The sequence below is a fragment of the Geodermatophilus sp. URMC 64 genome, assembly GCF_053502555.1.
In genome coordinates, this window is sequence record NZ_CP199955.1 from 5,104,946 (window position 1) to 5,117,576 (window position 12,631).

The 12,631-nt window shown below is 75.1% G+C and carries 11 protein-coding genes; 5 read left to right on the forward strand and 6 right to left on the reverse strand.

From position 1 onward, the window contains the following. Positions 1 to 5: 5 nt before the first annotated feature. Entirely contained in the window at positions 6 to 1,121 is a 1,116-nt protein-coding gene (locus ACWIYF_RS24995; protein WP_448625522.1) for an ABC transporter permease, read from the reverse strand. 146 nt (positions 1,122 to 1,267) lie between these two features. Continuing rightward, complete coding sequence (locus ACWIYF_RS25000; RefSeq protein ID WP_448625523.1) at positions 1,268 to 2,182, reverse strand: ABC transporter ATP-binding protein; 915 nt, start codon at positions 2,180 to 2,182, stop codon at positions 1,268 to 1,270. A gap of 265 nt (positions 2,183 to 2,447) precedes the next feature. On the opposite strand from ACWIYF_RS25000, the gene ACWIYF_RS25005 reads away from it, so the two are divergent. Further along, on the forward strand, positions 2,448 to 3,110 hold the full coding sequence (locus tag ACWIYF_RS25005) for a UdgX family uracil-DNA binding protein (RefSeq protein WP_448625524.1): 663 nt from the start codon (positions 2,448 to 2,450) through the stop codon (positions 3,108 to 3,110). Between the two features lie 20 nt (positions 3,111 to 3,130). Next, positions 3,131 to 3,571: an organic hydroperoxide resistance protein gene (locus ACWIYF_RS25010; RefSeq protein ID WP_448625525.1), complete on the forward strand. Its 441-nt coding sequence runs from the start codon at positions 3,131 to 3,133 to the stop codon at positions 3,569 to 3,571. Here the strand turns inward: ACWIYF_RS25010 and ACWIYF_RS25015 are convergent, their stop codons facing one another. Continuing rightward, positions 3,572 to 4,900, reverse strand: coding sequence for an MFS transporter (locus ACWIYF_RS25015; protein ID WP_448625526.1), 1,329 nt, complete (start codon positions 4,898 to 4,900; stop codon positions 3,572 to 3,574). Next, positions 4,897 to 5,553: a pyridoxamine 5'-phosphate oxidase gene (gene pdxH, locus ACWIYF_RS25020; RefSeq protein WP_448625527.1), complete on the reverse strand. Its 657-nt coding sequence runs from the start codon at positions 5,551 to 5,553 to the stop codon at positions 4,897 to 4,899. Before pdxH ends, ACWIYF_RS25015 begins: the two co-directional genes overlap by 4 nt. Positions 5,554 to 5,730: 177 nt before the next feature. Between pdxH and ACWIYF_RS25025 the strand changes: the two genes are divergently transcribed. Both ACWIYF_RS25025 and serC read left to right on the forward strand, forming a co-directional pair. Continuing rightward, complete coding sequence (locus ACWIYF_RS25025) at positions 5,731 to 6,861, forward strand: citrate synthase 2 (protein ID WP_448625528.1); 1,131 nt, start codon at positions 5,731 to 5,733, stop codon at positions 6,859 to 6,861. A 97-nt stretch (positions 6,862 to 6,958) separates the two neighbouring features. Next, positions 6,959 to 8,074 (forward strand): phosphoserine transaminase, encoded by a 1,116-nt coding sequence (gene serC, locus ACWIYF_RS25030; protein WP_448625529.1) that lies wholly within the window; start codon positions 6,959 to 6,961, stop codon positions 8,072 to 8,074. Between the two features lie 46 nt (positions 8,075 to 8,120). On the opposite strand, the gene ACWIYF_RS25035 is transcribed toward serC, so the two are convergent. Together ACWIYF_RS25035 and ACWIYF_RS25040 are read right to left on the reverse strand one after the other, a co-directional pair. Continuing rightward, positions 8,121 to 9,527, reverse strand: coding sequence for a circularly permuted type 2 ATP-grasp protein (locus ACWIYF_RS25035; protein ID WP_448625530.1), 1,407 nt, complete (start codon positions 9,525 to 9,527; stop codon positions 8,121 to 8,123). Beyond that, positions 9,524 to 11,407, reverse strand: coding sequence for a prolyl oligopeptidase family serine peptidase (locus ACWIYF_RS25040; protein WP_448625531.1), 1,884 nt, complete (start codon positions 11,405 to 11,407; stop codon positions 9,524 to 9,526). Before ACWIYF_RS25040 ends, ACWIYF_RS25035 begins: the two co-directional genes overlap by 4 nt. A gap of 292 nt (positions 11,408 to 11,699) precedes the next feature. On the opposite strand from ACWIYF_RS25040, the gene sepH reads away from it, so the two are divergent. After that, a complete protein-coding gene (sepH, locus tag ACWIYF_RS25045) occupies positions 11,700 to 12,608 on the forward strand; it encodes a septation protein SepH (RefSeq protein WP_448625532.1) in 909 nt (302 codons plus the stop codon). Positions 12,609 to 12,631: the final 23 nt, after the last annotated feature.

Here is a 12,631-nt window from a genome sequence, read left to right on the forward strand (position 1 = left end):
CCGGATCATGCGCGCTCGGCCTGCAGCGCCTCCCGCAGCTTGATCTTGCCGCTGGTCCGCAGCAGCGCACCGGCGTAGATCCGCCCGCCCAGCCGGACGATCAGGGCGATCGCGACCAGCATGAGGACGACGGCGACGCCGACCTCCCACCAGGCGGCCTCCCCCGCCGCCATGCGCACCGGCATGACCAGCGGCGAGAGGCCGGGGATGTAGGAGGTGACCGTGGCCAGCGTGCTGGTCGGGTCGCCGGCCGCCTGGATCGCGATGATGAAGCCGCCCACGAGCAGGATCGTGGTGGGCGTCAGCACGCTGCCGAGGTCCTCCTGCCGGCTGACCAGCGACGCCGCGACGGCGAACACCGACGCGTAGAACGCGTAGCCGACCACGAACCAGGCGACGACGGAGCCGATCGTGCCGACGACCTGTCCCGGGACGTCGACGAGGTCGAAGGCCAGCGCCCCCGCGCCGCCCACCACGGCGATGGCGACGATCTGCGCCAGCCCGAGCAGGCCCAGGCCGAGGATCTTGCCGGCCAGCAGCTGCCACGGCTTCATCGTCGCCAGCAGCAGCTCGACCACCCGGCTGGACTTCTCCTCCACGACGCCCTGCGCCACGAACTGCCCGAAGAGGATCAGCAGCGTGTAGAGCAGACCCACGCCGATGATCGCCACGACCGTGGCCTGGGTGCGGTCCTCGCCACCGGCCTCCAGCGGGACGACCTGGAGCTGCGGCGGGGGGTCCAGCGCCACGTTCGCCTGCTGCAGCTGCTCGGCGGTGGACAGGGTGGTCAGTGCGCCCTGCACGAGGTCCCGCTCGGTGCCGGCGTCCCGCTCGACCAGCAGCCGCGGAGCCGAGCCCTCGGGGTCGACGACCGCGGCGTCGACGTCGCCGTCGTCGACCGCGCGCCGGGCGGCGGCCTCGTCAGCGAGCTCGCGGACCTCCACCTCGGTGCCGAGCAGGTCGCCCTGCGCCACCAGCACCTGCTCGATGTTCCGGCCGTCGCCGACGACCCCGATCGTGGTGGTCGACCCGCCGCTGTTGACCACGATCTGGAACACCATCACGCCGATGATCAGCAGCAGCAGGACGGCGGAGCTGATCAGGAAGTTCTTGTCGCGCATCCGGGTGGAGATCTCCCGCCCCGCGACGAGGCGGACCAGCGCGGCGCTCCCGAGGGGGCGGGGCTCACTCCATGCCCCCGGTTCGCTCCCGCGGGACGCCCCGCTCCTCGCTCGTTCCTCGCTGCGATGCTCACGTCCCTGTCCGCTCACGCCGCCACCTCCGCGCCGGCCGGCTCGGCCACCGCCTCGCGGAACAGCTCGACGAGGCTGGGTTCGCGCCAGGCGAAGTGGGTGACCCGCCCGGACTTCAGCGCCGCGGCGAGCACCTCCTGGTCGTCGGTGCCGCCGTCCAGCTCGAGCATCGTGTCGCCGGCCTGCTGCGAGACGACCCGGACGCCGGGCATCCCGTCGGCCCAGCCGGGTCCGGCGTCGGGGACGACGACCCGGAGCACCCGGCCGGCCTCCCGCCGGCGCAGCTCCTGGACCGTGCCCGCCGCCACCATCCGGCCGCGGGCGAGGATGCCGACGGAGTCGCAGAGCCGCTCCACCAGGTCCAGCTGGTGGCTGGAGAAGAGCACCGGCACGCCCTGGCGGCACTGCTCGAGCAGCGCCTCGGCGAGGGAGTCGACGCCGACCGGGTCGAGGCCGGAGAACGGCTCGTCGAGGATCAGCACCTCCGGGCGGCTGACCAGCGCGGCGGCCAGCTGCACCCGCTGCTGGTTGCCCAGCGACAGCTTCTCCACGCGGTCGCCGCGCCGCTCGCCCAGGCCGAGCCGGCCGACCCACTCGTCGCTGGCCCGCGCGGCCGCGGCGGCGTCCAGGCCGTGCAGCCGGGCGAAGTAGGTGACCTGCTCGCCGACCCGCATCTTGGGGTAGAGCCCGCGCTCCTCCGGCATGTAGCCGACCCGCCGCCGGGCCGCCTCGTCGAGCGGGCGCCCGCGCCAGCGGACCTCGCCGGCGTCGGCCCGCGCCAGGCCCATCGCGATGCGCATCGTCGTCGTCTTGCCGGCGCCGTTGGCCCCGCAGAAGCCGAACATCGACCCCGGGGGCACCGTGAAACCGACCCCCTGGAGCACGGCGTTGTCGCCGTAGCTCTTGTACAACCCGTCGAACTCGAGCACCCGCGCTCCTCCGTCTTCGCTGCTCCGGCACGTGACCGTATCCGGTCGGCGCGTCACTTTCCAGATCGGAAACTCGCGTGTCGGGGGAATTCCGAGGCGATAGCGTGCCGGTGTGCAGGAGGTCGGGACGCGGCTGCCTGCCGACCTCTGGCGGGTGTGCGCCGCCGCCGTCCTCGCCGGCATCGCCGTCGTCACGCTGCCCTCCCTGACCCACGCCCGGCTGGCTGGGTAGCCCCGGGCGCCGTCCTGCGGTCTCATCACGGACATGAGCGAGCGCAACGGTGTGGCGCAGCCGCCGGCCGGGGTCGGGCTGGACGGGCTGCGGTCGGCCGCGGCCGGGTGCCGGGCCTGCGAGCTGTGGGAGCCGGCGACGCAGACGGTCTTCGGCGAGGGGCCGGAGACCGCGCGGGTGGTGTTCGTCGGCGAGCAGCCGGGTGACCAGGAGGACCGCAAGGGCGAGCCGTTCGTCGGCCCGGCCGGCCGGCTGCTGGACAAGGCGCTGGCCGAGGCCGGCATCGACCGGCGCGACGTCTACATCACGAATGCGGTGAAGCACTTCCGCTTCACGCCGACGCCCAAGCGGCGGATCCACCAGACGCCCGGCCCCGAGCACCTGCGCGCCTGCCGGCCGTGGCTGGAGGCCGAGTTCGAGGTGCTCAAGCCCGAGGTGGTGGTCTGCCTCGGCGCGACGGCGGCCAAGGCGCTGATCTCGCCGTCCTTCCGGATCACCAAGGACCGCGGGCAGCTGCTGCCCTGGACCCCGCCCGGGGCGGCGGCGGAGGACGACGACGAGGACGCTCCACACCAGGCGTGGATGCTCGCGACCACGCACCCGTCGGCGGTGCTGAGGACGCCGGACGAGTCCCGCGGCGCCGCCTACGACGCCCTGGTCGCCGACCTCACCGTGGTCGCCGGCGCACTGGCCTGAGCTGGAGGGAAGGGATGGGCATGGAGCGGCTCTACACCGCGGAGGCGACCGCCTACGGGGCGCGGACCGGAGCGGTGGTGACCTCCGACGACCGGCTGGACCTGCAGCTGTCCCGGCCGGCCGGCATGGGCGGGGACGACGGCCCGGGCACCAACCCCGAGCAGCTGTTCGCCGCGGGCTACGCCGCCTGCTTCCACAGCGCGATGCGCTACGCGGCGAAGGAGCTGGGCCTGCCGCCCGGCGCGCTGGAGGGATCACACGTCACCGCGCGGGTGCACTTCCTCAAGGCGCCGCCCGCCGACTTCCGCCTGGCCGTCGAGCTCGAGCTGACCGCCCGCGGGCTGGACGCCGAGCCGGCGCGCGCGGTGATGGAGCGGACCCACCAGATCTGCCCGTACTCGCGGGCCACCTCCGGCAACATCGAGGTGCAGCTGCTCGTGGCGGAGCCGGCCGCGCCCTGATTACTGCGACGAGCGGGAGGCGCGGAAGTAGCGGAACGACGGGACGACGAGCGCCACCAGCAGCATCGCCAGGACGACGAGGATCCCGCCGGACACCATCGCGACGGTGACCGACGTGGCGCTGGCCAGCGCACCGGCCCGCAGGTCGCCGAGCCGCGGGCCGCCGGCCACGACGACGATGAAGACGCCCTGCATCCGGCCGCGCATGTTCTCGGGCGCGGCCAGCTGCAGCATCGACGTCCGCAGGACGGCGCTGACCATGTCCGCGCCGCCGGCGACGGCGAGGCAGGCCACGGCCAGCCACAGCGCCGGGGCGAAGCCGAAGCCGATGATCGCGAAACCCCACACCACGATCGCGCCCAGCACCACGGCGCCCTGGCGGTCGACCCGGGACACCCACCCCGAGGAGAGCCCCGAGAGCAGCGCGCCGATGGAGATGCCGGCGAACAGCCACCCGAGGCTGTTCGGCGAGGACTCGAAGCGGGTGGCGGCCAGCTCGGGGAAGACCGCCTGCGGCCAGGCGAAGAACATCGCGCAGATGTCGACGACGAAGGTCATCAGCAGCACCGGCTGGGTGCGCAGGAAGGTGAAGCCCTCCCAGACGCCGCGCACCGCCGCCCCGATCCGCAGCGGCCCGGCGTCGCCCCCCGGCGGCAGCGGCGGCAGGCCGCGCAGCAGCAGCAGCGCGGCGAGGAAGCCCAGGGCATCGACCGCGTACGTGACGAACAGGCTGCCCGCGCCGATGAGCAGGCCGGCCAGCAGCGGGCCGACGATGACCCCGACCTGCCGCACGGTCATCGCCAGCGCGTTGGCGCCCGCGACGCCCTGCGGCCCGACCAGCGCGGGGATCACCGCCCCGCGGGTCGGCTGGTTCACCGCGGCGAAGCCGGAGACCGCCGCGGTCAGCAGCCACAGGACGACGAGGTTCCCGTCGCCCGGCAGCGCCGCCTGCACCGCCAGCAGCGCGCTGGTCACCGCGGCGCCGATCGAGGTGATCAGCATCAGCCGGCGGCGGTCCATGGCGTCGGCGATCGCGCCCCCGAGCAGGCCGAAGACGATCAGCGGCACGAGCGCCACGATCGAGGTCACGCCGACCAGCAGCGACGAGCCGGTCACCCGGTAGACCTGGTACGGGACGGCGACCAGCGTCATCTGCTGGCCGAGCATCGTGGCCGCCGTCCCCCAGAACAGCCGCCGGTAGTGCCGGTTGCGCAGCGGCGCGGTGTCGATCGCCCAGGCGCGGGGCGTGCGGGCCTGCTCGGCCACCGGCTCGGCGACCTTGCCCGCCCCCTCGACGGGGTCGACGGGCGTCGGCGTCGGCTCGGTCACGGGGCGAGCCGCTGGACGATCCAGCCGCCGCCCTCGGCGTCGTCGCGGACGAAGCGCAGCCGGTCGTGCAGCCGGTCCGCGCCCCCCTGCCAGAACTCGACCCGCTCCGGCACCACGCGGTAGCCGCCCCAGATCGGCGGCCGCGGCACCGGGCCGCCGGTGGTCTCCTCGTCGAGCAGCCGCACCCGGTCGGCCAGCTCCTCCCGCGAGTCGACGACGGTGGACTGCACGGACGCGACCGCGGCCAGCTGGGCGCCCCGCGGGCGCGGGTTCCACAGGTCGTCGGAAGCCGCGTCGCCGACCCGCTCCACCCGGCCGCTCACCCGGACCTGTCGGTGCAGCGCGTGCCACGGGAAGACCAGCGCGGCCCGCGGGTTGACCGCCAGCTGCGCGCCCTTGGCCGAGGCGTAGCTGGTCACGAAGACGAACCCGAACTCGTCGTACCCCTTCATCAGCACGATGCGGGCGTCCGGGGCGCCGTCCGCGTCGGCGGTCGCGACCACCATCGCGTTGGGCTCGGGCAGCTCGGCGGCGACGGCGTCGGCGAACCAGCGGTCGAACTGCTCGACCCAGGTCGGCGCCAGGTCCTCCTCGCGCAGGCCGCCGGCACCGGGCGAGCCGTAGTCGGTGCGCATGCGGGAGAGATCGGGCACCTCGCCATGCTGGCACCGCATCCGGCGCCGCGCCGCGCCGCGCGCACGTCACGACCGGTGAACAGCCTCACACAGCGGGCCCGGATGGAAACACCGCCGACACACGGCCTAGGGTCCACCCAGTCGTGCGCGCACCCTTCGTCGCGCACACGTCCCGCGCGCAGAGGAGCAGGCGAGATGGCCGACGACTTCGTACCCGGCCTGGAAGGCGTCATCGCTTTCGAGACCGAGATCGCCGAACCCGACAAGGACGGCGGCGCGCTCCGCTACCGCGGCGTCGACATCGAGGACCTAGTCGGCAAGATCACGTTCGGCAACGTATGGGCTCTGCTGGTCGACGGCAAGTTCGGGCCCGGCCTGCCGCCGGCCGAGCCGTTCCCGATCCCGGTGCACACCGGCGACGTCCGCGTCGACGTGCAGGCCGCGCTGGCGATGCTGACCCCGATCTGGGGCTACAAGCCGCTGCTGGACATCAGCGCCGAGGAGGCCCGCGAGGAGCTCGCCCGGGCCGCCGTCATGGCGCTGTCCTACGTCGCCCAGTCCGCCCGTGGCATCGGCGTCCCGGCCGTGCCGCAGCGGCGCATCGACGAGTGCAACACGATCGTCGAGCGGTTCATGACCCGCTGGCGGGGCGAGCCCGACCCGCGCCACGTCGCCGCCGTCGACGCCTACTGGACCTCCGCGGCCGAGCACGGCATGAACGCCTCGACGTTCACCGCCCGCGTCATCTCCTCCACCGGCGCAGACGTCGCCGCCGCGCTCTCCGGCGCGATCGGCGCCATGTCCGGCCCGCTGCACGGCGGCGCCCCCTCCCGCGTGCTGCACATGCTCGACGGCGTGGAGCAGGTCGGCGACGCCGAGAAGTACGTCAAGGACCTGCTGGACCGCAAGGAACGGCTCATGGGCTTCGGCCACCGGGTCTACCGCGCCGAGGACCCGCGCGCCCGCGTCCTGCGCAAGGCCGCGCAGGAGCTCGGCGCCCCGCGCTTCGACGCCGCCCTCGCGCTGGAGAAGGCCGCGCTCAAGGAGCTGCGCGAGCGCCGTCCCGACCGGCCGATCGAGACCAACGTGGAGTTCTGGGCGGCGATCGTCCTCGACTTCGCCGAGGTGCCCAGCCACATGTTCACGTCGATGTTCACCTGCGCCCGCACCGCCGGCTGGTGCGCGCACATCCTGGAGCAGAAGAAGACCGGCCGCCTGGTGCGCCCGTCGGCCCGCTACATCGGCCCGGAGGCGCGCAAGCCGGAGGAGGTCGACGGCTTCGACACGATCACCGTGAAGTCCATCACCGCCGCCGCGCCTGCCTGAAGCGCGCACTGACGTACTGACGGCCCGGGTCCGCGCTCGCAGCGACCCGGGCCGTCGTCATCCGGCCCGACCCACCCCGGAAAGAGGCACCTCCCGCATGACCATCCAGATCCCCGCCGAGCTCCTGCCCGCCGACGGACGGTTCGGCTGCGGTCCGTCCAAGGTCCGGCCCGAGGCCCTCCGGGCCCTGGCGACCGACGGCGCCGCGATCATGGGGACCTCGCACCGGCAGGCGCCGGTGAAGAACCTCGTCCGGCAGGTCCGCGAGGGGCTCACCACGCTGTTCGACCTGCCCGAGGGTTACGAGGTGGTGCTGGGCAACGGCGGGACGACGGCGTTCTGGGACGCCGCGATCTTCGGGCTGATCCGCGACCGCAGCGCCTTCGGCACCTACGGCGAGTTCTCGGCGAAGTTCGCCTCCGGTGCCGCCGAGGCGCCCTTCCTCGCCGACCCGGTGATCGCCAAGGGTGAGCCCGGCACGCTGGCGCTGCCCAAGGCCGAGGCCGGCATCGACGTCTACGGCTGGGCGCACAACGAGACCTCGACCGGCGTCATGGCCCCCGTCGTCCGCCCGGCCGACGCCGACGACGACGCGCTGGTGCTGATCGACGCGACCAGCGCCGCCGGCGGCCTGCCGGTCGACGTCGAGCAGACCGACGTCTACTACTTCGCGCCGCAGAAGAACTTCGGCGGCGACGGCGGGCTGTGGATCGCGCTCATGTCGCCGGCCGCCCTGCAGCGGGTCGCCGAGATCAAGGCGTCGGGCCGCTGGATCCCCGGCTTCCTAGACCTCTCGATCGCGGTCGACAACTCGGGCAAGGACCAGACGTACAACACCCCCGCCGTGGGCACCCTGTTCCTGCTGGCCGACCAGATCCAGTGGCTGCTCGGCCTCGGCGGGCTCTCCGGGGCGGTGGAGCGCACGCGGGAGTCGTCGAGCCGGCTCTACCGGTGGGCGGAGAAGTCGGAGTACGCGACGCCGTTCGTGGCCGAGCCGGCGCAGCGCTCCTACGTCGTCGGCACGGTCGACTTCGTCGAGGGCGTGGACGCCGCCGCGATCGCCACGACGCTGCGCGCCAACGGCGTCGTCGACGTCGAGCCGTACCGCAAGCTCGGCCGCAACCAGCTGCGGGTGGGCATGTTCCCCGCCGTCGACCCCGACGACGTCAGCGCGCTGATCGCCTGCATCGACCACGTCGCCGAGCGCCTGTGAGTGCTTTTTCGGGCTAAACCACCGTGGTTCAGCCCGAAAAAGCACGTCAGGCCAGCAGCCAGGTGTCCTTGGTGGCCTCGCCGGTGGGCTGCGTCGCCGGGGACGGCGCCACGCGGGTGAGCGGCGCCGGCAGGACGGCGGTGCCCGAGCGCCCCGCCACCGAGAACACCCGCAGGTCCACCGGCCGCGGCTGCAGGGCGCCGTCGACCAGCGTCGGCGCGGTGGAGAGCTCGACCGGCTCCGCGGCGACGAACCGGTGCGGCGCCGCGGCGACCTCGGCCTGCAGCTGGGCCAGCTCCACCGCCGAGCACTCCGGACCGGCGACCGCGCCACCCCCGCCGTAGGCGCCGACCGGCGTCAGCACCAGCTCGTGCAGCCGGTCGCGGACCTCCGCCCACTGCGCGGGGTCGGCGAGCACCCAGGTGCGCACGGAGCCCAGCAGCGGCTCCTCGCCGAGGTAGAAGCGGATCAGCCGCGGGACGACGGCGTACGTGGCCGGATCGTCGGCGAGCGCGTTGCCGGGGACGTTGGCCAGCCCGAGCGTGCCGCTGCGCACGCCCTCGGCGAGCAGGGGCGCGAGCTGGGTGCCGGCCGGCGTCCGGTGGGCGGCCAGCTCGGCGTCGGCGAAGCGCCGGTACAGGACGTCGACCGGCAGCCGCCGGTCGTCGACGACCGCCTCGATGCCGCCGTCGGTCCGCGGCCAGAGGTCGGCGGCGCGCACCAGCGGGACGTCGAGCGCCTCGGCGAGCAGCCGGTGCTCGAACCAGGCGGGATCGGTCTCCCCCACCGTGAGGACGGCGATGCGCGGGGCGCCCGGGCAGGCCGGCGGCGCCGCGTCGGCCAGCGCGGCGCGCAGCGCCGGGACGGCGTCGTGCGGATCGGCGACGCGCACCGCATCGTCGGCGAACAGCTCCGGCACCGCGGCGCGGGCACCGGCGCGGGCGGCCAGCGCGTAGCCGAGGCCGGCGGGCGCCCGGAGGTCGTCGGCGAGCACCGTCCAGCCCGTCGCGGTGCGCACCACGTCGGCGGCGGCGACGGTGGCCCGCGGCTGGCCGGGCCAGGCCAGCGCGACCGCACCGGGATCGCGGCCGGGGCTGTGTGCGACCGCCCACGCCGGGAGCACGCCGGCACGCACCACCTCCGGATCGCGGTCGGTGTCCCCGCGGCGGCGGCCGGCCGGGCGGTAGGCGTCGGCGAGGAAGGCGACGAGCGCCCGGTGCCGCTGGGCCACGCCCGCGGCCAGCCCGGCCCAGGCCGCGGCGTCGACCAGCCGCGGCACCGGGTCGCTGGGCACCGGCCGTACCGTCTGCCGGCCGTCGGCCCAGCCGGCCACGACCACGCCGCGGCGCTCCCGCTCGGCGGCCAGGGCGGCGGCCGCGGCGGCCAGCCCCGCCGTCCCCAGCCGGTCCAGCACCGACCCGAGGACGGCGTCGTCCTCGAAAACAGAACTCACAAGTGGCGATCGAACCAGGCCGCGACCCGATCGCTGAGCTCCACGAGGTGGTCGCGCCCCACGATGGTGTGACCTTCACCCCGCAGGAGCAGCAGCTCGCTCGGCCCGCCGCGGGCCAGCAGCGCCTGGTGCGCCTGCACCGACTCGGCCACCGGCACGTTGGTGTCCCGGTCGCCGTGGCACAGCAGCACCGGCGAGGTGAGCCGGTCCAGGTGCGTCATCGGGGAGATCGCGGCCAGCATGTCGCGGTCGGCGACGGGGTCGCCGTACTCGGTGACCGAGGCCGCGGCCATCCACCGCTCGGTTCCGGCGAAGAAGCTGCGCAGGTCGCTCATCCCGGCCAGCGTCGCGCCGGCGGCGAACAGGTCGGGCCAGCGGGTCAGCGACACCAGGGTGAGGTAGCCGCCGTAGGACCAGCCGTGCGCGCCGATCCGGCCCGGCGCCGCGATGCCCGCGGTGATCAGGGCGTCGACGGTCGCCGGGACGTCGTCGAAGGACGCCTCCCGGGCGGGGCCGTCGTCGGCGGCCGCGAAGGCACGGCCGAAGCCGCCGGAGCCGCGCACGTTGGGCGCGAAGACGGTGATCCCGGCGGCGACCAGCGACTGCGCGACCGGCGACCAGGCCGGGCGCTCCTGGCCCTCGGGGCCGCCGTGGAAGCTGACCACCGTGCGGTTGGGCCCGCGGACGCCCTGGGGGACGTAGAGCCAGCCGGAGAGCTCCAGGCCGTCGGCCGCCCGGTAGCGGTACAGCACGGGGGTCACCAGCAGGTCGGGGTTGGGCCGGCGCGGCGAGCAGGGCAGCGGCCGCGGCGCGCCGCCGTCCAGCGGCACCACCCACAGCGCCCGCGGCGCGCAGGGGCCGGTCAGCTCCGCGACCAGCGCGCTGCCGTCGGCGGCCAGCGACCAGCCCGGCATGACCGGCTCGGGCAGCGGCACCTCGCGCACCACCGCGCCGTCGGCCAGGGCGTGGATGCTCAACTGGGTCACCCCGTCGGCGGTCCAGACCGCGAGCACGGTGCCGTCGGCGCGCACGGCGTAGCCGTCGAGGTCGGCGTCCGGGCGGTACAGCACCACCCGCCCCTCCCCCGGCACACCGTCCTCGGACAGCGGGACGGCGACCAGCCCGGCGCGGTCGCTGCCCGGCTCGCCCGGCAGCGACGCCCGGACGAACACCGACCGGCCGTCGGGGCCGAACCGGCCGTCCTCGGAGGCGATGCCGCCCGGCGCGTCCAGGGGCAGCACCCGCCGCTGCTCGCCGGTCGCGACGTCGATGAGGACGACGTGCCGGAAGCCACGCGGACCCCGGCGGGCCAGCAGCCGGCGCTCGTCGGCCGAGACCGAGGTGACGGCGAGGAAGCCGCCGCGGGCCAGCGTCCGGTGCGCGCCGCTCTCCGCGTCGACCAGGACGATGTCGGCGTCCGGCCCGTCCCCGGGGGCGATCGAGCAGACGTAGTGCCCGGGACGGGTCCAGCCGCCGGCGAAGACGGTGGCGAACGGGTCGGCGCCGGCGACCACCCGGTGGTCGCTGCCGTCGGGGCGCACCACGTGCAGTTCGGCGCAGATGGAGCCGCCGGGGCTGACCAGGTAGGCCAGCCAGGAGCCGTCGGGCGACCAGGCGACGGAGACGACCTCCTCGCCGGGGCCCGAGAGGACGGCCGGCGCGGTCTCCTGCCCGAGGAACGCCACCTCCAGGCGGGGCAGGCCGGAGCGGTCGCTCACGTAGGCGATCCGGCCGTCGTCGGGCGAGAGTGCCGGGCACCACGCGCCGGCGGCCCCGGCGATCTCGGTGATCGTGAGGCGGACCTCGGTGGGCAGGCCCTCGACCGGCCCGCCCGGCAGAGGTGCGGTGGTCGTCCTCGGTTCGGTCAGGGGGCTGGCCATCGCACCTCCTCGGCTCGGAGTTCTCGCACCCGCCCGCAGAGCGGCCGGGCGAGCGGCAGGATTCCACGCGGGAGGCGTGAACCGGCTCACCCGGCGCACGCCGTCGCCGCCGCCGTCCCAGCGGCCCCACCGGACCCCCGCCACTGTGCCGACCGCATGTTGCGGACACGTGACATCCGGAGCGGACACGCGCCACGCCGGGCGTGCCTGCCGGACCGGTTCGCGCGGCGCGGATAGCCTCGGACCCCAGGTCTCTCTCCGGGGCCGTCCGCCGTCCCAGCAGGAGGTCGCCTTGCGCACGCTGCGCCTCGTGGCGCTCTCGGACGACGGCAAGAGCCTGATCCTGACCGCCGAGGGCGTCGACGGGTCCGACGAGGTCGAGCGGTTCGAGCTGCCCATCGACGAGCGGGTCCGCGCCGCCGCCCGTGGCGACGCCCGCCTCGGCGCGATCGAGGACCTCGGCAACACGCTGCCGCCGCGGGTCATCCAGGCCCGCATCCGCGCCGGCGAGACCCCCGAGCAGGTGGCCGAGGCCTCCGGCACACGGGTCGAGCGGATCATGCGCTTCGCCCACCCGGTGCTGCAGGAACGCGCGCGGGTCGCCGAGCAGGCCCGCGACTCCCGGGTGCGCCTGTCCGAGGGGACGACGACCACGTCGCTGGAGAAGTTCATGAGCGCCCGGCTGCGGCTCATCGGCGGCGACCTGGACGACGTCCGCTGGGACGCCCACCGCAGCGACGACGGCTCCTGGCTGGTCACCGCGGCGTGGCAGGCCGGCGGCAAGTCCGGCGCCACGCGCTGGACCTACGACATCCCGGCCCGCACGGTGACCCCGCTGGACGCCGCGACGACGGACTTCGCCGAGGGCACTCGCCTGGTGCGCGTCGTCCCCGACGTGCCCGCCGGGCCGTTCGGTGCCGCGCCCGCCGGCCGGCCGGTCACCGTCGTGCGCGACCAGGAGCCGCCCGAGCCCGGATCCGCCCCGGCGTCCCCGGCGGCGCGGGACGAGGACGACGACGAGCACGTGCGCGACGTCGTCCCGGCCGACGGCTCCCCTGCCGGCGACCCGTTCGACGAGGACCCCGAGCTCGCCGAGCACGACACCGTGGTGCTGGGCCGCACCGGCGAGGACTCCGAGGACCCGCGCGCCCGCATCCCAGCGTGGGAGGACATCGTCTTCGGCGTCCGCCGCCACCGCTGACGCCGCGACCGGGCTTTCTGTAC